Origin of the sequence: Streptomyces sp. NBC_00690, assembly GCF_036226685.1 — a bacterium.
GTDB lineage: Bacteria > Actinomycetota > Actinomycetes > Streptomycetales > Streptomycetaceae > Streptomyces.
The window spans coordinates 831,760-857,792 of record NZ_CP109009.1 but is presented as its reverse complement, the minus strand read 5'-3'; the positions used below and the strand labels follow the sequence as shown (position 1 = coordinate 857,792).

The 26,033-nt window shown below is 67.1% G+C and carries 21 protein-coding genes and 1 pseudogene; 13 read left to right on the top strand and 9 right to left on the bottom strand.

All coding sequences use genetic code 11. The annotated features are described in order from the left end of the window. Window positions 1–54 precede the first annotated feature (54 nt). Window positions 55–711 (top strand): S1 RNA-binding domain-containing protein, encoded by a 657-nt coding sequence (locus OID54_RS03795; RefSeq protein WP_329013842.1) that lies wholly within the window; start codon window positions 55–57, stop codon window positions 709–711. Then, window positions 669–773: a S1 RNA-binding domain-containing protein gene (locus OID54_RS39145; RefSeq protein WP_443055519.1), complete on the top strand. Its 105-nt coding sequence runs from the start codon at window positions 669–671 to the stop codon at window positions 771–773. The genes OID54_RS03795 and OID54_RS39145 overlap by 43 nt, the downstream gene beginning before the upstream one ends. A 62-nt stretch (window positions 774–835) precedes the next feature. On the opposite strand, the pseudogene OID54_RS03790 reads toward OID54_RS39145, so the two are convergent. Further along, window positions 836–979: pseudogene (locus OID54_RS03790) on the bottom strand (oxidoreductase); the annotation flags it as partial. A 338-nt stretch (window positions 980–1,317) separates the two neighbouring features. Here OID54_RS03790 and OID54_RS03780 point away from each other — a divergent pair. The 3 genes from OID54_RS03780 to OID54_RS03770 all read left to right on the top strand — a co-directional run bounded on the left by OID54_RS03780 (window position 1,318) and on the right by OID54_RS03770 (window position 5,659). Further along, on the top strand, window positions 1,318–3,126 hold the full coding sequence (locus tag OID54_RS03780; RefSeq protein WP_329013840.1) for an ABC transporter ATP-binding protein: 1,809 nt from the start codon (window positions 1,318–1,320) through the stop codon (window positions 3,124–3,126). After that, the gene (locus OID54_RS03775) at window positions 3,123–4,862 is read left to right on the top strand and encodes an ABC transporter ATP-binding protein (protein WP_329013837.1); all 1,740 of its coding nucleotides are present in this window, start codon (window positions 3,123–3,125) and stop codon (window positions 4,860–4,862) included. Before OID54_RS03780 ends, OID54_RS03775 begins: the two co-directional genes overlap by 4 nt. Window positions 4,863–4,963: 101 nt before the next feature. After that, window positions 4,964–5,659: a TetR/AcrR family transcriptional regulator gene (locus tag OID54_RS03770; protein ID WP_329013832.1), complete on the top strand. Its 696-nt coding sequence runs from the start codon at window positions 4,964–4,966 to the stop codon at window positions 5,657–5,659. 73 nt (window positions 5,660–5,732) lie between these two features. On the opposite strand, the gene OID54_RS03765 is transcribed toward OID54_RS03770, so the two are convergent. Further along, window positions 5,733–6,398: a hemerythrin domain-containing protein gene (locus OID54_RS03765; protein WP_329013829.1), complete on the bottom strand. Its 666-nt coding sequence runs from the start codon at window positions 6,396–6,398 to the stop codon at window positions 5,733–5,735. A gap of 685 nt (window positions 6,399–7,083) precedes the next feature. Between OID54_RS03765 and OID54_RS03760 the strand changes: the two genes are divergently transcribed. Beyond that, window positions 7,084–7,839, top strand: a complete 756-nt coding sequence (locus tag OID54_RS03760; RefSeq protein WP_329013826.1) for a hypothetical protein — start codon at window positions 7,084–7,086, stop codon at window positions 7,837–7,839. Between the two features lie 115 nt (window positions 7,840–7,954). Here OID54_RS03760 and OID54_RS03755 read toward each other — a convergent pair whose 3' ends face one another. After that, window positions 7,955–9,748 carry an ABC transporter substrate-binding protein gene (locus OID54_RS03755; RefSeq protein WP_329013824.1) on the bottom strand — a complete coding sequence of 598 codons (1,794 nt, stop codon included), beginning with the start codon at window positions 9,746–9,748 and terminating at the stop codon, window positions 7,955–7,957. Window positions 9,749–9,861: 113 nt separating this feature from the next. Between OID54_RS03755 and OID54_RS03750 the strand changes: the two genes are divergently transcribed. Continuing rightward, window positions 9,862–10,728 (top strand): nitrilase-related carbon-nitrogen hydrolase, encoded by an 867-nt coding sequence (locus tag OID54_RS03750; RefSeq protein ID WP_329013822.1) that lies wholly within the window; start codon window positions 9,862–9,864, stop codon window positions 10,726–10,728. Between the two features lie 45 nt (window positions 10,729–10,773). Next, complete coding sequence (locus tag OID54_RS03745) at window positions 10,774–11,622, top strand: polysaccharide deacetylase family protein (protein ID WP_329013818.1); 849 nt, start codon at window positions 10,774–10,776, stop codon at window positions 11,620–11,622. 83 nt (window positions 11,623–11,705) lie between these two features. On the opposite strand, the gene OID54_RS03740 is transcribed toward OID54_RS03745, so the two are convergent. The 3 genes from OID54_RS03740 to OID54_RS03730 form a co-directional block, all read right to left on the bottom strand. Continuing rightward, window positions 11,706–12,227 carry an FBP domain-containing protein gene (locus tag OID54_RS03740; RefSeq protein WP_329013815.1) on the bottom strand — a complete coding sequence of 174 codons (522 nt, stop codon included), beginning with the start codon at window positions 12,225–12,227 and terminating at the stop codon, window positions 11,706–11,708. A 536-nt stretch (window positions 12,228–12,763) separates the two neighbouring features. After that, a complete protein-coding gene (locus OID54_RS03735; protein WP_329013812.1) occupies window positions 12,764–13,294 on the bottom strand; it encodes a hypothetical protein in 531 nt (176 codons plus the stop codon). A 138-nt stretch (window positions 13,295–13,432) separates the two neighbouring features. Beyond that, a complete protein-coding gene (locus OID54_RS03730; RefSeq protein WP_329013809.1) occupies window positions 13,433–14,758 on the bottom strand; it encodes a glutaminase in 1,326 nt (441 codons plus the stop codon). Window positions 14,759–15,320: 562 nt separating this feature from the next. On the opposite strand from OID54_RS03730, the gene OID54_RS03725 reads away from it, so the two are divergent. Next, entirely contained in the window at window positions 15,321–15,812 is a 492-nt protein-coding gene (locus tag OID54_RS03725; protein ID WP_329013806.1) for an STAS domain-containing protein, read from the top strand. A gap of 402 nt (window positions 15,813–16,214) precedes the next feature. Here the strand turns inward: OID54_RS03725 and OID54_RS03720 are convergent, their stop codons facing one another. Further along, the gene (locus OID54_RS03720; RefSeq protein ID WP_329013804.1) at window positions 16,215–17,009 is read right to left on the bottom strand and encodes a phosphatidylinositol-specific phospholipase C; all 795 of its coding nucleotides are present in this window, start codon (window positions 17,007–17,009) and stop codon (window positions 16,215–16,217) included. A gap of 739 nt (window positions 17,010–17,748) precedes the next feature. After that, the gene (locus OID54_RS03715; RefSeq protein ID WP_329013802.1) at window positions 17,749–18,840 is read right to left on the bottom strand and encodes an endonuclease/exonuclease/phosphatase family protein; all 1,092 of its coding nucleotides are present in this window, start codon (window positions 18,838–18,840) and stop codon (window positions 17,749–17,751) included. Between the two features lie 491 nt (window positions 18,841–19,331). Between OID54_RS03715 and OID54_RS03710 the strand changes: the two genes are divergently transcribed. Next, window positions 19,332–20,447, top strand: a complete 1,116-nt coding sequence (locus OID54_RS03710) for an AI-2E family transporter (RefSeq protein ID WP_329013799.1) — start codon at window positions 19,332–19,334, stop codon at window positions 20,445–20,447. 290 nt (window positions 20,448–20,737) lie between these two features. Here OID54_RS03710 and OID54_RS03705 read toward each other — a convergent pair whose 3' ends face one another. Further along, window positions 20,738–21,085: a VOC family protein gene (locus OID54_RS03705; protein WP_329013796.1), complete on the bottom strand. Its 348-nt coding sequence runs from the start codon at window positions 21,083–21,085 to the stop codon at window positions 20,738–20,740. Window positions 21,086–21,950: 865 nt separating this feature from the next. Between OID54_RS03705 and OID54_RS03700 the strand changes: the two genes are divergently transcribed. The 3 genes from OID54_RS03700 to OID54_RS03690 are packed head-to-tail and all read left to right on the top strand — an operon-like array spanning window position 21,951 to window position 25,659. Continuing rightward, window positions 21,951–23,015 (top strand): iron ABC transporter substrate-binding protein, encoded by a 1,065-nt coding sequence (locus tag OID54_RS03700; RefSeq protein ID WP_329013793.1) that lies wholly within the window; start codon window positions 21,951–21,953, stop codon window positions 23,013–23,015. Window positions 23,016–23,035: 20 nt separating this feature from the next. Continuing rightward, window positions 23,036–24,601, top strand: a complete 1,566-nt coding sequence (locus OID54_RS03695; RefSeq protein WP_329013790.1) for an ABC transporter permease — start codon at window positions 23,036–23,038, stop codon at window positions 24,599–24,601. Then, entirely contained in the window at window positions 24,598–25,659 is a 1,062-nt protein-coding gene (locus OID54_RS03690; protein ID WP_329013787.1) for an ABC transporter ATP-binding protein, read from the top strand. Before OID54_RS03695 ends, OID54_RS03690 begins: the two co-directional genes overlap by 4 nt. Window positions 25,660–26,033 lie beyond the last annotated feature (374 nt).

Sequence of the window (26,033 nt, the reverse complement as noted above, 5' to 3'; positions counted from 1 at the left end):
GTCGGTGAAGTCTGCAGCGGGACCGTGGCAGAGGTATCTCGACGAGGTATGGCGGTGACCCTGGACGCTTTCATCGCACGTCCGCTGGGGTTCGTGGGGTCGCTGGATCTGTCCTGGGTCCGGTTCTCGGCAGCGGCGGTGGAGGTCGGCGACCGGATCACCGCCGAGGTGACTGCCGTCGACCTGGAGCAAGGTCGAGCTTTGATGTCCACGGCCGCTACGGAGAACCCCGAGCTCTGGGCATTCCTGAAATCTCTCCGCGCTGGCGAAATACTGTCGGGCCGGATCGGGTCGATCGAACGGTTCGGAGTGTTCGTGGCGCTGGACGACGGCCCGGACCATCCGGTCTTCCCCGGCGTCGGATTCATCACGATCCCCGAGCTGTCCTGGCGACGCTTCGAGACAGCTTCGGACGTTGTTCAGGTGGGACAGCGCGTTTCGTGCGAGTTCCTCCAGTTCGACACCACGAACGGAGAGGCCAGGCTGTCCCTGCGAGCGACGCAGCCTGACCCGTTCCAGACCTTCGCCGAGATCACCACGGTGGGGGAGACACTGCAGGGACGGGTCACCAAGCTGGTCCCGTTCGGAGTGTTCGTGCAAGTCACCAAGGACATCGAGGGACTGGTCCATCTACAAGAGCTCAGCTGGACGCCTGTAGAGGCTCCCGGGTGGTGGTTCAAGTCGGCGACGAGATCACGGTCGTCGTCATAGAGATCGACCGAGAGCAACGCCGGCTGGTTCTCTCCCGACGACAGGCTTCTCCGGCTCTCTAGTGAGCTCCCTAGGTCTCGCCGCAACTTGAAGCAGGCGGCGTGTGTACCGGGTCTGCTGGCAGTTCAATTCCCCAGAACCCTCCGCCCGGCCAGAGTCGGATGCCGGTCCTGGCAGCTCCGACGGTCTCGACGGTGGCGGCGACGGCTTCCACGGCGAACCGGATCCGGTTGGCGACCGTGCCTCCGTAGCGGTCCGTGCGCAGGCTCGTCGGCGGGGGCGATCGGGAGGCCGCCGCGTAGGCGCTCGACCAGGTCAGGGTTGGCGCTGAAAGCGCGGCCGAAGCTGACGAGGTCGGCACCCAGGCCGAGCCAGTGGTCCTTTTTGTGGCGCGGAAGCTGACGGAGGGGAAGCGCACCGGACCAGCCCGCTCGCCTCAGACGAAGCGGCGGAGCCAACCCCCGGCCGCGCCCCATCTTCCTGCCGGACTGCCCGGCGCCCGGCTGCGCCACCCTGCGATCCACACCGACAGGGTCCCTCCACTGAAACTTAGGCTACCCTCACTCAAATGAGACAGCCTGTCTGTAAAGAGGTGGCGGCATGGCCATGACCGAAACAACGGCCCCCGATCGGGAGAGCGGTGCTCCCCAAGAGGCCCCGGTATCCCGCCCCGTGTCCGGCTCCGACGACCGGGCGCACACCGTCTTGAAGGATCTGCTCGCCCCGGTCCGCGCCCCGACCTTGATCGGGATGGGACTCCAGGTGATCGGCTCCGCCGCCGCCGTTGTTCCCTTCATCGCCATCGCCGAATTGGCCCGGGCCCTGCTGGCCGCCGGTCCCACCGACGAGAACGCGGTGCGCCGGGCCGTAGTGATCGCCCTGCTCGGTCTGACCGTCCGCGGAGTCTTCGGCCTCGCGGCCCTGGTCGTCACCCACTTCGCGGACGTCCGGCTCCAGGCGTCACTGCGGCGCCGGATCGTGGACCGGCTGGGCCGGGTCCCCCTCGGCTGGTTCGACGCCAACTCCTCGGCCGCAGTGCGCAAGGCGGCCCAGAACGACGTGCACGACCTCCACCATCTCGTCGCCCACAGCGCAGTCGAATCCGTGGGCGCGATCACCGTCCCGATCGCCGGATTCGGCTATCTCCTCTGGCTGGACTGGCGCCTCGCCCTGCTCGCCGTCATCACCCTGCCCGTGTACCTCGGCGTGTACGCGTACATGATGCGGGACTTCGCCCCACAGATGGCCGCTATGGACGCGGGTGTGGCAGCGGTCAACCGCAGCATCGTCGAATTCGTCCAGGGCATCGCCGTGGTCAAGACCTTCGGCCGTACCGGGCAGGCCCACGCCAGCTACCGGGAGGCAGCCACCCGCTTCGGCCGCAACTACAGCGACTGGGTGCGCCCGATGCTCAAACTGGAGGCCGTGGCCTCGATGGCGATCTCACCACCGGTCGTCCTGTTGGTCACCCTCGGCGGCGGCATCTGGTTCGTCTCCCTCGGCTGGGTGACACCCGTCGACGCGGTGACCACCTCCCTGGTCGCCATGATCCTGCCCAGCGCGCTGCTCACCCTCGGATTCAGCGCCCAGGCCAAACGTGAGGCGACCGCCGCCGCGCTGCGGATCGACGCCGTCCTCACCGTCCCCGTCCTGCCCGAGCCGGAGAATCCCCAACCCCTCCAGGGCCACGAAGTCGCCCTGGAGACCGTGTCGTTCAGCTACGACGGCACCCGGCAGGTCCTGGACGGAGTGAGCTTGCGGCTCGCTCCCGGCACCCTGACCGCGCTCGTCGGCCCATCCGGTGCCGGAAAATCCACCCTCGCCGCCCTGGTCACCCGCTTCCACGAAGTGACGGGCGGCCGTGTGACCGTGGGCGGGGTGGACGTCCGCGAACTGAGCACCAGGGACCTCTACCGCACCGTCGGCTTCGTCCTCCAGGACGTCCGGCTGGTACGCGGCACAATCCGCGACAACATCCGGCTGGGAAAGCCCGAGGCCGGCGACGCGGAGGTTCGGGCGGCGGCGGAGGCAGCCCGGGTGCACCAGCGCATCCTCGCCCTCCCGGACGGCTACGACACGGTCGTCGGCGAGGGACTGGCCCTCTCCGGCGGCGAGGCACAGCGCGTCTCCATCGCCCGCGCGCTCCTCGCGGACACCCCCGTCCTCGTCCTCGACGAGGCCACCGCCTTCGCAGACCCCTCGTCGGAGGCCGAGATCCAAGACGCCCTCGCCCCGCTGATCGCCGGACGGACCGTCCTGGTGATCGCGCACCGGCTCTCCACCGTCACGACCGCCGACACCATCGCCGTACTGGACGGCGGACGCCTAGTGGAGCGCGGCACCCACGCCGAACTGCTGGCCGCCGACGGCCGCTACGCCCGGCTGTGGGCGACCCACGAAGGGACCAACTCATGATCCGCGACCTGGCGACCGTCCTCGGCCCCGACCACCGCCCCGCCCTTGTCCGCTACCTGGGAACCCTCGCCCTCACCGGCGTCTCCCAGGGCGCCGCAGTCGCCTTCGTCGTCCCCGTACTGGGGCGGCTGCTGGCGGGGGACACGGACGGCGCCGCGCAGTGGCTCCCCTGGATGGGCGGGGCGGCGGCCCTCTCGCTCCTTGCCCACTACGCCCAAGCCATGCTGGGCTTCCGGCTCGCCCTGGTGATCCTGACCACGCTCCATCACCGACTGGGCGACCACGCGGTGACCCTGCCACTCGGCTGGTTCGACGGGACCACGGTCGGACGGCTCAGCCGGATCGGCACCAAATCCGTCTTCTCCATCGCAGGAAGCTGCGCCCATCTGCTCCAGCCACTGGTCACCGGCGTCCTCGCCCCGGCAACCGTGGTCGTGGTGATGCTCTGGCACGACTGGCGGCTCGGCCTCGCCGTCCTGGTCTGCTCACCACTGATCCTGCTCGCCGCCCGGCTCTCCATACGCCTGATGACACGATCGGACGAGGAGAACGACCGGGCCGGGGTGGAGGCGGCCAACCGAGTGCTGGAGTTCGCCCGCGATCAGACCGTTCTGCGGGCCTTCGGGCGCACCACCGAGGGCTACCGACCGCTGGAAGACGCCCTGGAAGAACAGCGGATCGCAGCACGCCGACAGGTCGTGCTCTCCATTCCCGGCATGCTGCTCAGCGGTTTTGCCGTACAGCTCTGCTTCTCCGCCCTGATCGGCTTGGGCGCCCTGCTCGCGTTGCGGGACAGCGTCGACCCGGTCGAACTCGTCGCCCTGCTCGCCCTGGTGGCGCGTTTCACCGGGCCGCTCGCGGAAGTGGGGGAACTGGCCGGGGTGCTACGGATGGCCGGAAGCGATCTACGCCGGGTGCGCGAGGTCCTGGACGAATCGCCACTGCCTGCACCCGAGCGCTCCACCCCGGTCCGCACCCCTGGTGAGATCGAGCTGACCGGGGTGCGCTTCGGGTACGCAGAGGGCCCGGACGTGCTCGACGGTGTCGGCTTCACCGTGCCGCCCCGGACCATGACCGCCCTGGTCGGTGCATCCGGGTCCGGGAAGACCACCGTGACCCGGCTGATCGCCCGCTTTTCCGACGTCCGCGGGGGCACCGTCCGGGTCGGTGGAACGGACGTTCGGGAACAGCGCACCGAGGACCTGATGGCCCAGTTGGCACTGGTCTTCCAGGACGTGCACCTCTTCGACGACACCCTGATCGGCAACATCCGCATCGGACGTCCGGACGCGACCGACGACGAGGTCCACCGCGCGGCCCGCCTCGCCGGGGTGGACGAGATCGTCGACCGGCTGCCGGACGGCTGGTCGGCCCGGGTCGGCGAGGGCGGTCGGGCCCTCTCCGGCGGTGAACGCCAGCGGGTCTCGGTCGCTCGCGCTCTGCTGAAGAACGCGCCAGTGGTCCTGCTGGACGAGGCCACTGCAGCGCTCGACCCGGAGAACGAGGCGGCGGTACAGCGCGCCCTGGAGGAACTGCGCGCGAACAGCACTCTCCTGGTCATCACCCATAGGCTGAGCACCGTGATGACAGCGGACCAGATCGTGGTACTCCACGAAGGACGGGTCGCCGAACGCGGCACCCACGCGGACCTCCTCGCCCTCGGTGGGCACTATGCGCGGTTCTGGCACGAGCGGAGCCGGGCGGCCGGGTGGCGGATCACCACGGCCCGCTCATGACGAACGCCGCCGACGGGGCCGACGGCGCTGGCACAGAGGAGCCGAGACCGGGTTCCACCGGTCCCCGGCGATCCGGAACGGACAGCAGGGGCGCCGGCCGGGTGACTTCGCCCGGCCGGCGCCCCGGCCCCTCCCGCTCGCTGACCACCAGGGCCGTCGCCGAGGCCGCCCTCGCCGAGGGCCTGGCGGACTTCAGCATGCCCAGCGTCGCTGCCCGTCTCGGGGTCAGCCACTCCACGCTCTACCGCTATGTACACGATCGCGACGACCTGGTCCGAACCGCGATCGGCCTGGCCGTGGAACGCTCCCGGTGGCCGGAGAGTGAGCTGCCCTGGCGCGAGCTGCTGAGGGAGTTCGCCGACCGGATCTGGGAGCTGTGCGACGCCCACCCGGGGTTCGCCCAGGCCGTGCTCACCACGCCGGGTACCCCCCCGGCCATCATCGAACGGCTGGTCCGGTACGCCCGCAGTCTGGTCGCGGCCGGCCTGACCGACCGCGAGGCCGTCGTCTCGGTGGACTTCGTCGCCGAACTCGTCCTCACCACCTGGGTCGCCATGCGCCATCTCGACCGCGAGATCAGCGCGGGGAACGGCCGGACGGTACGAGAGGAGTACCGCGACACCTGGTCGGAGACCATCCCGTTCGCAGCCGAGTTCACCGCCGACGCCACCTGGCACGGCCGCGGCTGGTTCACCGACAAACTCGACATCTATCTGGACGGCCTCGCCCTCCGCATCGGCGCCCGCTCCACCACCGCAGACCACTCGGACGGCAACGCGACCCAACCCTACGAATGACCTGATCAACCCGATGAAGACGTTAGAGCCGACTGACCCCAGGGGGATGCCTGGGCGGGGAGTGGGATCAGGGCTACTTGCGGGGACCGGGGGCGAATCCATAGCGGGCGAGGGGGCCGAGTAGCTCGCGTTCCTCGTAGGCGAAGTGGGAGAGGACGGCGTCGGTGAGGAGGTTGATCGCTTGGGTGACGGGGGCGTGGTCGCCGGGGTTGCGGGCGAGGTGGACCAGGGCCCGGTCCACATCCTTGAGGAGGGTGTGGATGGTGCGGTGTTCCTTGTCGAGCCGGTCGAGGACCGGTTGGAGGCTGCGCTCGCTGCGGCGCAGGTGGGGGAAGACGGTACGGTCCTCCAGCCGGTGGTGCTCGGCCAAGGAGCGGCAGGAGGCGCGGCAGATCTCGCTGAATCCGCCGTCGGCAGTGGCGAGGGCGAGGGTGTTGATCCGGCCGCGGGCCCGTTCAATGGAGGCACTGCCCTTCCTGACCTGACGCAGGATCTCCCGCACCTGTGTGAGTTCGCGGCGGTAGTGGTTGTGCACCTCGACCAGGCGGCGGGCCTCACCTCGGCCCTGACGGCTGCTACCGCTGTCCCGGGCGGTCTTCGCGGCGGCAGGTCGGCCAGCCTTGTGGGCCGCCTTTTTGGTGCCGTGACGTCTTTTCGGCGCGGTGGCCGGTACGGCTCCGCTTCGGCCACTCTCGGTGCGGTTCCCGCGCCGACGGTCGCCGGTCCTCCTGTTGCTCATTCTGGCTCCTTGGGGCTGGGATCGCGTAGCCGTTGCCGGACAGCCAGTCGTCACCGAGACGGTCGGTGGTCCGCAACGCCCTCGGCCCGTACGAGCAGACCGTCAGTGGGGCGGGCTGCTGCGGGGTGGAGCACACAGCCTCAGGTATTTAGTTGCGCAACGAACTATATAATGGTTCTGGAATCCGGTCAAACGGGATGGGTCGAATCAGGCGGGGAGGTCACTCCGGGCGGCTACCGGCACTTTGGCCACCGGCAGGCCGTCGAAGTGCCTCGTATCCAGGTGGCTACTGACTACTGACTACTGGCTTCGGCCGCGGGCGTCGCCGCGGCGCGAGCTTCCGGCCCTCGGTTCGTCGCCTGGCCGTGCATCAGGATTCGCATGGCGCGCCCCGAGGGGCCACGGTGGACGGAGGTGGCTACTCCGTCCTGATGGCCGTGAGTGTGTTGAACCGGGCGGCGCTGTGCGCGGGCCACATGGCGGCCAGGACACCCATCAGTGCGGCCAATGGGCGTGGCGAGCCGGCTGGTGGGGCCTCATACCGGGAGTGGCGTGCCGATTAGCATGGGGCGTCGCGGGAGCATCAAGCCCCCTGACCACCAAGCTACTTGGACGTACGGGATCGGTGGGAGCGTCTTCTCACTCGTCCCACCCGGGTCTGAACAAACCAGAGGAATCGGAAGAGATGAAGTCTAGGTTTTCCGTCATCGGTGCCATGGTGGCGGTAGTCACGTTGTTGTTATCCGCCCACCCCGCGGTAGCGGTCGGGCGGCCTCTGGAGGGCAACGGTTGGAAGCTTCTGTCCAAGGACCGTGTGACCAGCATCGAGCCCGGCACTGTCTTCACCGTCACGTTCACGTCAACGGCGCTCAAGACCAAGTACACGCCGTATCTCACTCGGTCGATCGCGCAGCTTCAGGCCGAAGGCGTGAACATATCCATCGGTGGCGTCACCAACGTCGATCCCGCAGTGTGCCCTCCCACCAAGGGAACGATCCAGTTCGCCGAGGTCTACCGGCCTCTGAACGGGCAGCCGGGCATGTCCCGCGCCCTGCCCTGCTGGACCGGCGACAACGCAGCATGGGGCGGACACGTCCAGATGAACTCGGAGTACTGGACCGGGTGGTATCTGCCCACATACATGCTGAACAACGTCTTCCCCCACGAGATGCTTCACGTCATCGGCCTGGACCACCCGAACAAGGACCTCAACGGCGACGGCACCGTGGCGGCGGGCGAGTGCGTAGCGACCTCGTCCGGTATCAAGCCCATCATGTGCAGCCCTAATGGCGGCTACAGCACGACCGCCGACCAGGGCAAGTTGGTCGGCTTCGATACGGCGGGCGTGAGACAGCTCATCGCCAACGGCACGATCCCGTCCATCTCCGCCAAGCGAGGGAATGGCCCCGCACGCGGGGAGATGGGTTCACCGATCGGCTGAGTCGGTGACCGGCTGAGCAGGGTGCCGCCGCTCATTACCTCGGTGGCGCCGCCCTGTTCCCCGGGCGGGCCAGCCCTTCCGTCCGGACCACCCGTCCGCGTAGTAGACGCCGAGCTCAGACTGTGGGCCGGAAGGGCGCGGTGGAGTACGGCGCGGGGGCGATGATGTGGTGGTGGCCGTCCTGGACCTGGTAGACGAGGTGGGCCTGCGCGATGGACGGGTCGGTCGTCTGATCCGGGTAGACCAGATTGGTCTGGTCGACGGAGCCGAGATGATAGGAGCCGTTGACTCCGCGGTGGATGATGCGGCGCAGGACACGGTTGACCTCTTCGGTGTCGTGCGGCGAATCACATTGCGACCATGCGGCGGCCAGCAGGTGGATCATGTCGTAGCGAATTCCCGCGCTGGACATTCCGGATGTGCTCCCGAAGCGCTGAAGGAACCGTCGCTCGAATTGATGACCGAAGTCGTCGCCGTACAGTCCGCTGACGGTCGCCCAGAGCATTCCCTCGGCGCGGCCGTCGACTTGGTCCAGAAATTGGGGAACCGAGGGCGAGTACAGGGCGTACAGCAGGGCATCGGACGGCTCTCGCCGGAATGTGCGTACGAAGGCGGCCAGTTGAGCGGCGGTGAAGTGGGCGACCATGACGGCGGCGGGGTCCAGCTCGCGGATTCGCTGAATGACGTTGGTCCAGTCCGGCGAGAAGGAACTGATGTGCTCGACGGTTGGCTGCCATCCGGCTCGCTCGGCCGCTTCCATCGCGGATGGGGTGAACGTCGTCATATCGGTGTCGTCGGTGTCGAAGACCTGAAGTCTGTTCGAGGTCGGGCGCCACGCGCCTGAGTCGCGCAGTGTGGTGAGCGTACGGACGAAGCCGATTCCGTACACGCTCTCTGGACCGCACACCTGGAAGACATTGCTGAACGTGTCGGACTCGTCGGCGATGAGATCGGCGGCGCTCGCCGACGTCGAATGGTGCAGGAGGGGAGAGCCCGCCGAGGCCGCGGGCAGGAACTGCGCACTGAGCGAATCGCGGGACCGCTGGAGCGTGTATCCGGTGGTGATCGCGTCGACGTCCTCGCCGACGAGTCGTTCGATTGCGTGCTGTATCGCCCGGCCGTTCTGGATGTTGACCCGGAGCGGGATGTGCTCGATCCTGCGGCCGGCTACACCGCCGCGTTCGTTGATCTCGTCCACGGCGAGCCTGGCGCCCTGCTCCATCTGGAGGCCGTCACCGCGCCAGTCCCCGGCGGAGGGATAGACGGCGCCGATCATCAGCGGCCTCGGTCGGGTGACGCGCCGTCGTGGAGCGTCGGCGGTGGACGGGCTCCCGGGGTTGTCGCGTACAGCCGCCTCCAGCCTGAGCGGGCCGAGCGACGGGAGGCCCGCCAGGTCGCCCTGTACCGGGAGGGTGAACAGGTCTCGGTCCAGCGCGATCGCCGTCGCCGCGGCACGGCTGGTGACGCCCAGCTTGTGCAGAAGCCGCTCGACGTGGGTCGCAGCTGTACGCCGGGAAACCCTCAGGCGGGTGGCGATATCGGGGTTCGTCAGTCCGCAGGCGACCAGGGTCAGCACCTGGAGTTCACGCCCGGTGAGTCCGGAACGTTCCTCCGGCGTGAACGGCCGGACCTCGACGTGACAGCCCCCGGACGTACGCCCGGCGGGTGCGACACGGACGCGCAGGATCTGGGGACGGCCCGGGTCGGGCTCGTCGGGGAGTGTGACCGATTCGGGGCTGGTGTCCCAGGCGAAACACACGGGGGCGGGCAGCTCGATGCGGGCCGCCGTGCGCAGATAGCGGGACAGGCCGGCGTGCACGGTGATTTCGCCGCGATGGCGTTCCCGGATCTCGCCCGTGCGGGACACCACGGCGATCATCTCGGACGAACGCGGCGGATACGTGCTCACCGGGGCATCGTAACCGCAGGTCGTGCTCTCTGCCTGTCGGTCATTTGACCGACGAATTCGGATTATTTCGCTGACAGCATGCGGGCATCGCCCGGACTCAAGGGAGAGCCCTGATGCCCAGAATCGCCAGCTGTACTTCAGCGTTCCGTGAAGTCGCGGATTTCGAGGAATTCGCCGCACATATTCGAGATCTGCTCGACCAGTCGGCCGGCGCCGACCTCGTCGTACTGCCCGAGCTGATCACCTTCGAACTCATGACGGCCGTACCCGGCTGGCGCGACGCCGTGGATCTGGAGCCTGCGGTCGAGACCGTACAGTTCACCGACCGCTACCGCGAGCTCATGGCCCGCGAGGCCGCGGAGCGCGGTCAGCACATCCTCGCCGGTTCGCATCTGGTCCGCACCGGGGACGGCAGCCTGCTCAACGTCGCTCCTCTTTTCGGGCCGGACGGAGCGCTGCTGCACGAGCACGCCAAGACCCATCTCTTCCCGCTCGAATCGTCCCTCGATATCGGCGAGGGAGACGATATGGAGGTCGTGGAACTTCCCTTTGGCGTCGTCGGCGTAAACATCTGCTACGAGGCCGAGATACCGGAATGCGCGGCGTCGCTCACCGAGCAGGGTGTACAGATCGTCCTCGTCCCCTCGCTCACCATCACCGAGGCCGGATTCTGGCGCGTCCGTCACTGCGCCGCCGCCCGCGCCATCGAGAACCAGATCTACACCGTGCACTCCGGCGTCGCCAGCCCTGCCCGCGGGCCCTGGCCAGGAGCCTGGGCGCGCAGCGCGGTCCTGGGCCCCTGCGACGCGGGCTGGCCCGACAACGGAGTCCTCGCCGAGACCGTCGCCAATGTCGACGCGGTCGCCGTGGCCGACGTGGATCTCCAGCGGCTCGCCGACAACCGGAAGACGGGCGCCGCGACGACCTTCGCGGACCGCCGCCGACGCGCGGAGCTCTACCGGGCCTGGCCCTCCCATTGAGTCCGAGTTCGGCCACCGACCATCCCGATCAAGGAGACAGCAGCCATGACCAAGCCGACCGTATGCCTGACCTTCGACTTCGACGCCATCTCCGTCTGGCTGGGCACCATGGGCCTGTCCACACCGACATATGTCTCGCGCGGCGAGTTCGCGGCGAACGTCGCGACCCCGCGCATCCTCGATCTGCTGGAGCGGGAAGGAGTCACGTCCACCTGGTACATCCCTGGCCTGGACGCCGACACCTACCCGGACGTGTGCAAGCGCATCCGCGACGCGGGCCATGAGATCGGCCACCACGGTTACGCACATGAGGGGCCTACCAGCCTGGACGAAGCCGCCGAGTCCGAGGTGCTGGAGCGTGGACTCGACGCTCTGGATCGGGTTCTCGGAGTCCGCCCAGCCGGATATCGGTCCCCTGCGTTTGATCTCTCCCCGAACTCCACACGGCTGTTGTCCGACTTCGGGTTCACCTATGACAGCAGCATGATGGGGCACGACTTCGAGCTGTACCGCTGCCGTACCGGTGACATCGTCCACAGCGACCGGGCCGTGGAGTTCGGGCGCGAGCTGGACCTAGTCGAGGTGCCCGTCTCCTGGACCCTCGACGACTTCCCCTTCATGGAATTCGCCCTCGCCCCGCCGATGCTGATGCCCGCCTCCACCGACGTCGAAGGGCTCGCCAACCGCTGGCTGGCGGATCTCGACTTTATGGTGGAGGAGGTTCCGCACGGGGTGTTCACCCAGACCTTCCACCCGCAGTCCATCGGCCGCGCCGGGCGCATCCGCATCCTGGAACGGATCATCCGCCGGGCCAAGGAGCACGGTGCACGGTTCTCCACCGTGCACCAGGCGGTCGGCGACTGGACCGCACAGTCCGGCACCGGCAGGGCCTGACACCACCGTGCCCGCCGGCCGTCCGTACCGATCACCCGGCGGCAAGTGTGTCCTCCCCTGAGGATTCTCAGGGGAGGACCACCTCACTTTCTGTGTTGTGTGGTTCGTTCGGTGTCGGACACCGAACGGATGAAGGCGATGGTGCGGGAGCGCATGCTTTCGCGGCGGGCGGCGATGATTTCGTCGACCGGGGGATCGAAGGCGTGGCGGATCGGTTTGGTGTGCATTTTCACCGCGCAGTCGAGATCGGTGCACAGGAGGAGGCCGACTGTGTTCAGACGTTCACGTTTGTCGCGTGATGGGCGTCGGGCGGTGAACAGTGAAACCTCGTTGAACCGCCGGGTGGACCGGCACAGGTCGCACATCACCGCGCGTGATCCGTGTACCGCGTGGTTCGGGGCCTGCCGTAGCAGCACTCCCAACGCCTGGCCGTCTGCCTCGGTGACGAGGTAGGCGCACTTCGCGGCGCGCAGATCCCGCCACCCGAGGTAGTCGATCCGGTGCCACGGGGTGTCGTCGAACCAGGCTGGCAGTCGAACTTTGCTCTCGGTCGGGTCCAGGTTCACGATCGCGCCGCGCACCTCTTCCCTGGTCATGGGGCGCATGACGGCTCCTATCGCCGGTGGCAGGCGAAAGTGCCGGTCAGGATGGTCTGTGGAGTGCGGGAGAGAGTCTTGTTGGGGTGGGACACCCGGGGTGCTCCTTGCTGGGAGGTGTGAGATGGCAGCAAGAGCAGGCCGAGCGGCCTCGACGAAGGCACCCACTCCAAGGGGCCGCGACATGTGCGCGGGTCAAGGCGTGGGCTGGTTCAGAGCACCGGAGAGTGGGTCACGTCCGGTCGCCGTCCGGCAAGGGACGGCGTCAAGAAGACGGACTACTGGCTAGACGGTGCCGCGAGGCGCGCGCGGCGCGAGCCGAAACATAGATCTCTCTCCTTGGGCACACAAGCCCCAGAGCGGGTCGAAGGAACTCCGCGACGGTAGCAACGGCTCCGGGATGAATGCCAACGAATTTGCGGGACCGACCCAACGCCGGGGGAGCCGAGCCACGGCCACAAGCGCCTCGGCGGATTGCAGGTGATCCCGGAGACCGAGAGGGCGGTGGTGAGAACGTGCCGCGGCTCATCAACGGTGATGGCGGCTCACAGTTCGTCGCCCACGCTGGCTGGTTCCGGAGGATGCGGCCCACCGCCGTCTTTGAGGTCCTGCTCGCAGGTTCGTCGGTCGTGGGACGACTGATCATTGGGGATCAGTAGCACTGCGGCAACCTGCTCAGGGTGCTCGACGGCGAGCCAGCCGTCGCCTAGGAGGTCACCCTCTCGCCCGAACGCCTCGGACCAGTAGACCGTCTTACACCCCAGCGCGACACGCTCCTTGTCGACCGCGCAGGCGTCCACCGCAGGGTCGGGTATCTGGTCGGCGCGGTCGAATCGGAAGTGGAAGTGGACCCGATCACCTTCGGATGGCACCTGTGGGTGGGGCTCAAGGCGCCAGTCAAAGACCTCGGCGGAGACGCCGAGAGGCCGCCCGTCCGTGTCCTCGACCTGCACCCTGACACCGGCCTCACCGCGTTCGGCCGTCGTGTCGGTGCAGCCCCAGGAAGAAGAGCAGCCGGATAGGGCGAGAAGCACCAGCGCCAACGGAGCACCCGCAAGTCGCCGTGCGGAGAACACTGAAATGACCTCCAGTCAGGACGGAGCGGAGCAATGTACCCCGGGGCCTGGTCCGCCCCCACCGGAGGCCATGAACCACCTTCCGCAGCTGACGCGGCAGCCCTCGCAGGGAGTGGCGGCCCGCTTGCTGTTCATGCGTCAAGTCCCTCTCTTCGTCGGACGGCTTCTGTGCTGGGCCACCTTGTGCTGTGAGATCACGGCTTGTTCCAAAACGCCTACGACGGTGACTCGGCCACCATCGCCCGGATCGGGATCGGGCACGATCGATTCCGGGTCGACGAGGTACACCTCGTGACCATCCAGCGTGAGCCGACGCACGGCCTCCAGCAGCATGCGCCGTGCCACGTCATTGATCGAATAGATCATTGTGAGGTCCAAAACCACCCTGACTTCTGCGGGGGCAGTGTTCAGAATTTCCCGGACAACTCTCTCGGCTCCGGCAAACCCGATCCCACCTTGCAGTTGGAGGACCCGGACCGCATGTGGTCCGTCGCCGAGGACGTGGTTGGACCGCACGATGGCACGCGCAGCGGCTGGGACCTCCATCACATGTAGACCCATATCGGAGGAAAACCGCTCGAATAGCGAAACTCCGCGAACGCTGTTCCCATGGGCGTCCAGCCGTGGTGAGAATGTGGCGATGCCGATCTGGCCGGGGAGCGCTCCGATCAGGCCCCCGGCCACGCCACTCTTCGCTGGAATGCCGACCTGGGTCGCCCAGTCACCGGCCGCGTCATACATTCCGCAGGTGGACATGACACTCAGCACCTGACGCACCACCGGTTCGCCTACCACTCGCTCACCTGAGAGAGGATTTACGCCGCGATTGGCCAACGTCGCGGCCATCATGGCCAGATCTCGCGCGGTGACGAGCACAGAGCACTGGCGGATGTAGCCCTCGACGATGGCCCTGGGGTCCTCGGTGAGGATGCCATAGCCGCGGAGCATGTACGCAATGGCGAGGTTGCGGTGCGCGTGCTCCATCTCCGACACGCACACCGCCTCATCAATCCTCAGCTCACGACCGGCAAACGCCGAAAGGCCGTGGACCACGCGCTCCACGCGCTCCGTCGGATTCATGCCCTCCGAACCGGCGAGCGAGTGGGCGGTGATCGCACCAGCATTGATCATGGGATTGAAAGGGCGCCCAGTATCACTTTCGAGGGAGATCTGGTTGAACGCCTCTCCCGATGGTTCGACACCGACTTTGGCGAGCACAGGGGCGAAGCTGCGATCAGCCAGTGCCAGCGCGTACATGAACGGCTTGGAGATCGACTGGATCGTAAACTCGGTATCGATGTCGCCGGCACCGTAGATCTCGCCGTCAACGGTGGCGAAGGCCGCACCGAGGCGCTTAGGGTCCGCTGCCGCAAGCTCGGGGATGTAGTCCGCCAGCTGTCCAGAAGTGTTCGACTCGACATCTCTGAGGACCTCGGCCAGATAGTCGGGAATGACCGACCGCATGCGTCCTCCTCCGTACCTTTCGGGCGATGAATGTGCTGTGGCGTCAGCGCTGAGGCCGCCGTGGTGCGTGTGCCTTCCTGACACTCGTCGGCGCCTCACCGAATCACCACGACGATGCGTGAACCGTAGCCGCAGTCCTCGTACTCGGCCCTTCTCCGTTCAGCCACGCGGCGTAGCTGCTTTGGATAGGACGAACCACGCCGAGCCGGTAGGCAAGGCTCGACGGGGGTTGAGTCGCGTAGCCCCTCGCGGGCATCGGGCATCGGATCGTCGGCTGCCAAGTCCGGCCGGGTGTCCGGTGTCCACGAGACCCCTGTCCAGGCACGCTGGACACTCAACACACCTTCACCAGCGCCGTGTTGAGTACTTCCCTACTTGACATGGACGGGCCCAGTGGGGGCACACGCCTCTTCACGGACCCCGCAGGACACGCCGGGGCCGCTCCCGCGAACACACCTCACCAGGAGAAGGTCATGACCACTTCCCCTTCCGGCGTATCCCGCCGCTCTCCTCGACAGGCACCGGCCAGCCTCTGCCCGAGCAAGCGCAAGGGGCCGGAGGCATGAGGGCGCGCTTCTCCCACCACACCCGCTTCACCCCCGGCCCGGAAGGCGAAACAGAGCGGGCGACCGTGCACCTCGCCGGAGAACTCAACCTCGAATCACATCGCGACGCCCAAGCAGTCCTTGAATTGTGTATCACCACCCGCCCCGCTCATATCGCCATCGACCTCACACGCCTGACCCTGCTCGACCGCACCGGAGTCACAGTCCTGAAGACCGCCCAACACCAGGCCAACGACGCGGGCGTCCCCCTCACCCTCACCGGACGACCACCCCTCATCGTCGCCCGCCTCCTCAACCTGACCGGCACACCCCGCCCACCACAGGGCGAAGCCAGGAACCGTACCGACCCTGCTCCGGGCTGCTCGCTGGAGGGCACGCCCGGTGTGGCCTCGCACCGGACCGCGGCCAACCGGATCGCCATGGTCACCCTCGCGGGCGTCACGGTCCTCGCCTCCCTTCTCACGGCCTTCGCCCAGACCCCCGGTTGAACAAGTTCGGTGCTCATCTGCACTTCACCCGGAAGAGTGATGCGGCCTGGTGTAAAGGCTTGGGCCGAGCGAAAGGCCGGTGCGCTGGGCAAGGTGGAGTCGACAGGATGCTCGGCGTGACTGAGATGCCGAGTAGCGCTGTCCCGCCACGTGCGGTCCTTGACGCCTTCGGTGTGAAGGGCCCTGCTGTCCCGCTTGTTGGCGGGCAGGGACGGAGCGTCGGGCCATCGATGTTGTGGTCAAGAGGCGGCGGCGCTTCAGGGTTAGCCACTGACTCTCGGATCGTGTTCTGAGCCCGAGGTAAGAACGACTCCGGCCGATCCCACTCCGCATGCGTCAGATCTCCATGGCCCGTACAGCCAGCCTGGCCCCCACGCACGTCAGGAGATCCAAAAACAGTGCCTAGATGAAGTTCTTGTTGATCAGGAGGTCCAGGATGTCGGTGCGGTAGTTGGGGAAGTCCATCGGCACGATGCCGAAGCGGGCTCGCTGATTCCTTCTGGGGTCCAGGTAGGTATAGACGCTCGGAAGGATCTTCTCGGCCCCGATGGAGGGATTGGGGATGGGGCCCTTGGCGGTGCTGGTGAAGTTGATGAACATCTTGGACGTGCTGTGGTCGTAAAAGGCTTTGTCGAAATGCGCGACGATCGCCCTCCTCTTCGCATCGTCCGAAACGTTGTACTGGTCCTGGATATCGCAGTTGTCGTGCCACCTGAGCGTCGCCCAATCGTGGGTGAAGTCGGTGAGGAGCACGACCTTTCCGCGGGCTTGTCCCAGGGTGGGCCATGAGGGGTTGGTCCAGAAGAGTGAGCGGAAGCCCATGGACGGGTCGTCCAGGTGCCAGTTGAAGCGGCGCTTGAATTCCTCCGCGTTGAGTTTGTTGCCGCCGCTCTGCTCGTTCTTGATTCGCATGACGACTACTTCGCCGGGGTTGCTGCGGAGGAAGCTTCTGCAGTCGCTGAGAACGTCCTGGTAGCGCTTGTACATGTAGACAGGGCCGTGGTAAAGGCCCATCTCGTGCGCAGTGCCCGCCAGGCCGTTGAGGCGGATGTCGAGGAATCGGATTCCGTTGCCGAGCTGCGTCGGCAGGTTCCAGTCCTGGCATTTGGGGATGGCTCCCCCAGTGATGGAACACGTGTTGTGGGTGCCGGGGATCGTCAGACTGGTGATGGGCAGGCTGCTGGACAGAGAGCTCATCCAGGACCGGTAGGCCCAACTTGCTGCAGTGGCTGCACTCGGAACGCCAAGCACCGCGGCGGTGGCGAGGCCGCCGGCACCGGCTCCCCACTTCAGAACGTCACGACGGGTAGGGGACATCTGCACACTCCAGTTCGACAAGGGAATTACCGCATTTACTGGGGCGTACTGTCGTCCGCCCCACCCGCGCGGGGGCATTGATCTCCTCCGCGAAAGGGGTTCTGCTCTACTCCGAAATTGGTCGGTGGCTGTCGCCGAAACGGATGAGGCGGCTGTACGCCCGGGTGAGAAGCTGCCTGTACGAGCACCGGGCCGGACTGAGCCCGGTCACACCAGCTCTCACTTCCACGCTTTGCCTCACCTCCCGGCATAGGTGATGCAGCCATCTGGCCACATCAGCACGGCCGTTGACCCGATGATCTTTCCAGCGAGAGAGAGGGACAACCGGCCCCGGAGGTTGCCTCAGTCCGTCATTTGGCTTGCCTGCCCAAGGAGACCGGCGGAAGCTGGGGCCGATACACCATCAGAGACCATGGACGGCTACCAGCAGGCTGGGTCCCCGGAGATTGAGCGACAGTTGACTATGCGCGCCAGTGGTCATCCACGCGAACTCGGAGGTACTCCCCGCTGCTTCTGCGCGCCGGGTACGTCCTTGGGCGCAATCGGCATTGTCCGACCCCGTACTGCTCGGCCTGCATGGCGGGCTTGAGTCAGTCGCCCGCCATCCCTTCGTTCCTGCTCAGCGTGTGGCCACCCGGAAGGTGCTGAGTAGGGCCTTGTGGTCGGTCGGCCAGGTCCAGGTGGGCTCCCAGAACCTGTCCCTGCCCGTCTCCTTCATCCGCTTGTTGCGCACGATGGTGCTCGACGGTCCGACGATGACGCTGTCGAGCAATCGGATCCGCCGGTCGGGATGGTAGAAGACGAAGTCGATCCGGTCCCGCTCGTCGGCTTTCGGTGCCCAGGTGAGCTGACCGACGTCGGCGCCCGGGTTGTCGCTCGGCCAGGTGAAGCCCGGCCTGTGGACGGGGTCCGGGTGGATCACCCGATAGCTGTCGCGGAAACCGGCGTCCTCGATCGCCTTCGTTGTCGACCAGTTGATGACGGTGCCGTTGTGGTCGAACAGGTTCCGGGTCCGGTGGGTCCAGTCCCGGTGGGAGGGCTCGTTGAAGTCACCGGCCAGCAGCGTCAGCCGGCCCTTGGCCCGCTCCTTCGCGGCGTCCGCGAGCACCGTCCGTGTCACCTTGGTGCGTCCCGAGGCTGCGTTGAGCCGCGTGATCAGCCTCGCATCGGTGATCGGACCGGTCGGGATCTCGCCCCAGCCGTACTCGGAGGTCTCCAGCGGTGACGGCGTGCCGCCGCCGTAGCCGCGCGGCAGATAGTTGACGTAGTAGCGGTATTCCAAATGCCCGGAGTACGCCGCGACCTCGGTGCCGTCCACCGAGACGACCGCTTTCGACCAGGAGGGGAATGACGCGTGTTCGATGATCGGGTAGCGCGAGATCACTGCAGGATCGACCGGGTTCTCGTTGTCGAAGTAGGTCAGCCCGCGCTCGGCGAGATCGGCCAGGAGATGGGCCACCCGCTCCGGGGTCGACTCGCTGAGCATCACCACATCCGGTTCGACAGCGGCGATGGTGTCCGCGATGCCCGCGCGCCCACCGGGCACCCGGCTGCCGCCGAGCCAGATATTGAACTGCAGGACCTTGAGCGTTCGGTGCGAAGGCTTGTGGTGCTTCTGCTCCTGCGGCGCGGCCTCAGACGTTCCCACGGCCAGTACTCCCGCTCCGAGGGACGCGCCGACCATCCCGAGCAGCTTGCGACGTCTGACCATGTGTGACCTCCATTGATTGCCTGCACCCATGGCCCGGTCGGTTCGAAGCGGGCCGTGACAAAGCGTCGAGGTCATTCGTGTATGAGACATGAACCTGGGTGCAACGCCAGATGTTCGGTGATCAACAACGTCGACCCGTCGTTCCCTGTCGTCCGGCACCATCTGGTCGGATATCGCCGCGGATCCCCGCGGCCCCGCGGACCGCACGCTTGAGCGGCTCGGGCGGGTGGATCGAGGGTCGTGCCATGACTCGGAACCCTGGGGGAATCGAGTCTCCGCTGCACCCGGGGTGGTTCGTGTCGCCGCACTCACTGCAGAGGCGTGTCTGATGTGAATCCCGGAGGCCCCGCGCCGTTCTCGTCGGGCCCCGCTCCAGGGGCCGATTCCGGCCGTCGGACAGCCGGGGTGACGGTTCGTCAATTCGCTGGCCCCGCAGATGTTCTCCCAGGAAGCGGCATGGGGCCCTGTCGAAATGACCATAAGGTGATCTCATGTCTCACACGCTGAGTTCCGCCAGATCCCGCGCCGCACTCCGTACATCGGCGCGGGTCTGCGGCGAACTGCTCGTGGTCCTGGTGATGGCCGCGGTGACCATATGGATACTTGGCCGGATGTGGTCGGTCATATGGCCGCTCATCATCGGCCTCCTGCTCACCACGCTGACCTGGCCCCCGACCCGCTTCTTGCGCCGTCACGGCTGGCCCTCCGCCTTGGCCGCCTCCACCGTGACCGTGCTGTTCCTCCTCTCCGCCGTGGGAGTTGTGGCGATGATCGCGGTTCCGGTGGCCTCACAGTCCGGGGAACTGACCACCGGAGTGGTCGAGGGAATCCACCAGGTGCGCGAATGGGCCGCCGGACCGCCGCTGAACATCGGTGATGATCAGATCACCGACGGCGTCGACGCCGCGGTCAGCCGTGTACAGGGCAGCGTCGACAGCATCCTCACCACCGTCTTCACCGGATTGAGCACGGTGGTGAACGGGGTGGTCACCACTGTTCTCGCGGTCTTCCTTATGTTCTTCTTCCTCAAGGACGGACCTCGTTTCCTGCCCTGGCTCACCCGTCAGCTTCCCGGCCGGCTCGCCACGGACGTTCCGACGCTGGCCGCGCGGGGGTGGGACACACTGGGCACCTTCGTCCGGTCCCAGGCACTCGTCGGTCTGCTCGACGCCGTCCTCATCGGCATCGGTCTGTGGGCGCTGGGGGTACCTCTGGTCCTCCCCCTGGTGGTCCTGACCTTCGTCTCGGCATTCGTACCGATCATTGGTGCCCTGTTCGCCGGCCTGGTCGCGGTACTCATCACGCTGGTGTCGAATGGTCCGGCAGACGCGATGATCGTGCTCGCGATCATCGTCGTGGTGCAGCAACTGGAGGGGAACGTCTTCCAGCCCATGATCCAGAGTCGTGGGCTTGGCCTGCATGCGGGCATGGTCCTGCTGGCGGTGACGCTCGGCGGCAGTCTGGCGGGGATCGTTGGCAGCCTGATCGCCGTACCCATCGCCGCGCTACTCGCTGTGACCTGGAACTATCTGCGTGAGCAGCTCAGCGATCCGCCGCAGGAGATCGACTCCCACCAGCCGCAGACCGCCGCTACTCCGCTCCCCTGAGGCGAGCGGAGTCGCGGCGAGACCGGGCGGCCGAGCGACAACACCGGATACCGCATGGTGGCTCCTCTCGGCTGGGCGTTTCCGTGAGGGCCCATCGGGGACGCCAGGGCGTGAACGGGTGTGTGTGCCACCCTCGGTATTCGGCCGCACGGTGGCAGTGGGGAGCACTCCACTGCACCCCAGCCCGAGGCGAGCGGCTGCGGCTCCTGCCACCTCAAGGCGCCAGGGTCCACCCGCGCACTTGCCCTCCGAGTCCAGGGGTAGCACAGGTCCCTGAGCTATCTGAGGGGTCAGGTCGCTGGGTTCTCCAGCAGGGTGACACGGTTGCCGTCGGGGTCTTCCAGGGCGGCGAACCGGGTGCGGGTACCACCGGCCTGCACCGGTCCCGCAGTCAGACCGCGTTCCTTGAGCTGTGCAAGAGCTTCGTCCAAGTCAGGAACCTCCAGATTGAGGAGCGCCGAACCACAACGCTCGGCGTCCTCGAAGACCGAGAGCCAGCCTCCTGTGGTGAGATGCCAGTCCGCCAGCGACGGCATCGGCCGGGTGTCCGCAGGGCGTCCCAGCAACTGTTCGTACCAGATCACCGCAGTCTCAACGTTCCCCACAGGCGCAACCATCAATACGCGAGCAATGTTCATGAATGCCACCTTTTCTCGAACCACAGTTTCGTGTCTCTTCTCCCCAGACTGCTTGAGCCGACAGAACTCACCGCCAAACAGGCAGGCAAGGCCAGGCAGGACCCGGTCGAATGTGCTCGCGGGCCAGTGCATCCAGGTTCTCTTCCGGCATTGCGCCAGATTCCCCGACGGCGTCCAGGAGTAGTCGAACCGCCCCCCGGCCAGGCCGGGTTCCCCTGATTACGTGGTTTGCCAGCCCTCAGGGCTGATGACGACCGATGCATCCAGGGAGGTACCCATGTCCCTCTCTCTGACGCTGCGCCTCGCCCGGGTGCACAGGTACGCGCTGCTGCTGCATATTGGCGGTCACACCAAGCCGGAATGGTGTGGGTGTCGGATGATAGGTGAACACCGCGCCTCCGAGGGGCAGCTTCCCCAAGCGCCGGATGCGCGTCCTGGCGAGCGACGGTTCCATTTGCCCCTCGTACCCAGCGTTTTCACTGTCGTGTGCGCACCCACCGCCGTTGCAATGGGGCGGATCAGCAGTTGACGGGGCTGGGGCTGTCACGGCTTGGAGACGATTTGGACTCTTTGCGGTGCCACGAGCGAGCTGAAGCGACGGAGAGGTGCACCTCACCACAGATATCGCCTGTCCGAAATGAACCCTCCGCTCTGACTTCTAGCGGCAACTGCCCCTGTCTGGGCGTTACTTCATCGAATCCACCGCAAGGGTGTCGGGAAGGTCTCCATGGCTCGGTAAGGGGCATTGGCTGAAATTGACAGTTAGGTAAGCCTCACCGTACTCCTATGTGGTCCCGCAGTAGTTCCCTTGTTCTGTCGGTGTGCCCTCGCATCCGACGCTGCTGCGGCCGTCCAGGAGGCTTCGATGTCACGCCCTTCCATCCGTCGCGGTACCGCGCTCGCACTTTCCGCGCTGCTCCTTCCCGTGCTCGCGGCCTGCGGCAGTACGGAAGACAAGAAGGATGAGAAGGGTGAGAAGGGTACGTCGGCAAAGAAGGTCTCCGATGAACTGGTCGTTTACTCGGGCCGCAACGAAGAACTGATCGCCCCGATCCTGGACAAGCTGGAGAAGGCCACCGGCACCAAGGTCGAGGTCCGCTACGGCGACAGCGCCGAACTCGCCGCCCAGATCCTGGAGGAGGGCGACCGCACCAAGGCCGGACTGTTCTTCTCCCAGGACGCCGGTGCCCTCGGCGCGCTCTCGCAGGCCAAGATGCTGGCCAAACTCCCCCAGAAGTCCCTGGACCAGGTGGATGCGGCCTTCCGCGGCGGTGAGGGCGACTGGGTCGGTGTCTCCGGACGTTCCCGTGTCATCGCGTACAACCCGAAGAGTGCGAAGAAGGCCCCGGACACCGTGCACGATCTGACGAAGCCCGAGTGGAAGGGCAAGGTCGGCTACGCGCCCACCAACGCCTCCTTCCAGGCATTCGTCACCGGAATGCGCGTCCTTGAAGGCGACGACGTCACTCTCAAGTGGCTCAAGGACTTCAAGGCCAACGGCGCCAAGCCGTACGCAAAGAACGGTGTGGTCCTGGACGCGGTGGACAAGGGCGAGGTCTCCCTCGGCCTGATCAACCACTACTACTGGTACGAGAAGGTCGCCGAGGTCGGCGCGGACAAGGTCAATGCCAAGATCCACTTCCTGCCGGGTGGTGACCCGGGTGCGCTGATCAACGCGGCCGGTGTTGGTGTTCTCAAGAACGGCGGGCAGAGCGCGGCGGCCGAGAAGGCCGTCGACTACCTGCTCTCCGCCGAGGCGCAGGACTACTTCGCCAAGGAGACCTCCGAGTACCCGCTGGCTTCCGGTGTCACCAGCACGGTCAAGGGCCTGCCCGCGCTCGCCTCGCTGGACGCGCCGAAGATCGACCTGGGCAAGCTGGAGTCCCTCCAGGAGACCCTGACCATGCTCAAGGAAGCCGGGATGGTCTGACCCGTCCCTATTCCGTCCGTATGAGCACTCATGGTTCACGGACCGCCCGCCGTCCGGCCAGCGCGTTTCTCGCGATGGCCGGACGGCGGCGTCCGCCCCTCGTCCTGCTGCTTCCGGCCACGGCTGCGGCGCTTCTCGCGCTGCTGCCGCTCGGCTATCTCGGTGTGCGCGCCCTGGAGCACGGCTGGGAGTACGCCTGGGACCTGGTCACCGAAGCGCGGACCCTGGAACTCCTCGGTCGCAGCCTCGCGCTGACCGCCATCGTCGTCACCGGCTGTCTGGTGCTGGGCGTCTCCCTGGCCTGGCTGGTCGTCCGCACCAGCCTTCCCGGGCGCTCGGCGTGGGCTGTTCTCGCCACCCTGCCGCTGGCCGTGCCCAGCTATGTGGCGGCCTTCACCTGGATCTCCGCGGCGCCCTCGCTCGCCGGGCTGCCCGGGGCGGCGATCACCCTGACCTGTGCCTGCTTCCCCTATGTGTTTCTGCCGGTGGCCGCCGCATTGCGCGGCATCGATCCCGCGCAGGAGGAGGCGGCGCACTCGCTGGGCAGTGGTTCACTGCGCACCTTCTGGCGCGTCACCGCGCCACAACTACGGCCCGCCGCAGCCGGTGGGTCGATTCTCGTCGCGCTCTATGTGCTCTCCGACTTCGGCTCGGTGTCCATCACTCGGTACGACACCTTCACCCGGGCGATCCACTCCTCGTACCAGGCCAGCTTCGACCGGACTCCGGCCGCCGTTCTCGGCTGTGTCCTGGTCGCCATGACCGTGCTGCTTGTGTTGGCCGAGAACCGCACCCGGGGACGCGCGGGCCATGCCCGCACCGGCCGAGGCAATGCCCGCCCACCCGCCCGGCTCCGGCTCGGGCGGTGGACGGTTCCCGCGCTGGCCTGGGTTGGCGCGGTGGCCGCCGCGACCGTGGCATTCCCCCTGGCGACCCTCGGCTACTGGCTCACCATCGGCAACTCCGCCGACTGGAACCCCGAACGGCTGTGGTCCGCGACGCTCTCGACAGTGACCGTCGCCGCCGCGGGGGCCGCCGTCACCACCCTGCTCGCCCTACCGGTGGGGGTGCTCTCCGCCCGTCACAAGGGTCGCGCCGCCCGGCTCCTCGAACAGTCCGTGTACGCCGGCCATGCCGTACCCGGGATCACCGTGGGTCTGGCCCTGGTGTTCTTCTCGGTCAGGTACGCCTATCCGCTCTACCAGGAGATGCCGCTGCTGATCGCCGCGTACGTGGTGCTGTTCCTGCCGGTCGCCGTAGCCTCCGCGCGAGCCGCTGTCCTACAGTCGCCACCCGTCCTGGAGGAGGTGGCCCGCTCCCTGGGCCGCTCCCCGCTGCGGGTGCTGCGTGAGATCACCGTGCCGCTCGCGGCCCCGGGGATCGGAGCCGGAGCCGCCCTCACCTTCGTTGTGATCATGAAAGAGCTGCCGGCGACCCTGCTGCTCCGTCCGACCGGTACCGACACCCTCGCCACCCGGCTGTGGACCGAGACCGGAGCAGGCGCGTTCGCTGGAGCCGCCCCCTACGCGGCGGCCATCGTCCTGCTCGCCGCGATCCCCTCCTACCTCCTCGGAAGGCGCTCATGACCGGACTGCGCGTGACCTCGGTGACGACTTCGTACGGGCGCGGTGTACGGGTGCTCGACGGGCTGGACCTGACCGTCCCGGAAGGTGAGCTGGCCGCCGTCCTCGGACCGTCCGGCTGCGGGAAAACGACCCTGCTGCGGGTTGTCGCCGGATTCCTCGCCCCCGACCAGGGAGAGGTCGCCGTCGGTGGGCGCACGGTCAGCGGAGCGGGTGTCCAAGTGCCGCCGGAACGGCGTGGCGTGGGGATCGTCGCCCAAGAAGGCGCACTCTTCCCGCATCTGAGCGTCGCCCGCAATGTGGCCTTCGGCCTGCGCTCTCAGAGCCGCGCCGAGCGCCGATCACGCACAGCCCAGCTACTGGAACTGGTGGACCTCGGGGAGTACGGCGAGCGGATGCCGCACGAACTGTCCGGCGGCCAGCAGCAGCGCGTCGCCCTGGCCCGTGCGCTGGCACCGCGTCCCGCGCTGGTGTTGCTCGACGAGCCGTTCAGCGCCCTCGACAGTGGTCTGCGCGCAGGTCTGCGCTCCGATGTCCGCAGCGTGTTGCGGGCGGCCGGAGCAACGGCACTCCTCGTCACCCACGACCAGGAGGAGGCGCTGTCAGTGGCCGATCGGGTCGCGGTCATCCGCCAGGGGAAAGTCGTTCAGTTCGGTACTCCGCAGGAGGTGTACGCCCACCCTGCCGACCCCTGGGTGGCCTCCTTCGTCGGCGACGCGGTCGTTCTGCCAGCCACCACCGACTCCGGCCACGCCGTGACCGCCCTCGGCCGGGTGCCCCTGTCTGGACCTCCAGTTACCGGCATCGCCCAGGGCACCGTGGCCCTGCGCCCCCAACAACTTCGCCTCTCCACCCCGGACGGGACCACTGTCGTCGGCCGGGTGAGCGAGATCCGCTACCACGGTCACGACGCCCTGATACTCCTCGACGTCCCGTCGGTGGACACCCCGGTCACCGTCCGCACCTCCGCCCTTCTCACTCTGACCCCCGGCGACGAATCCGGCATCCACATCACCGGCTCCACCCACTTCCACCCCACACCGAGCCCGCCCACTGCTTGAGACCCCACCCCCACTCAGGGAACACCCCCTGCACGAGCACACCCTCGAACTCGCCGGTGCTGCCCATGCTGCCGCGGGTCTCAGAGCGGCGGAGCTTCGACTACGTTCGACATGGCGCCTTCGATCCGTTCGCCCCCCTGAAAACGGCGGCGGGCAAGGTGGGACACGAACCTGTCCACGCAGCACCGGGGGTGCGGACTTCCGGGACTTCCTCGACGACATAGACCGCCAGACCGATCCTGGCCCAGCGGTCCACGGTGGTTCGCCGAGTTGGAGCGATGTTGCCTTGAACGCGGGGTGTTCTGCTCTCACTCGACGACCTCAAAGCCGCACTCGAAGACTGGATCAAGGTCGGGAACGACGGGGCCAGGCCC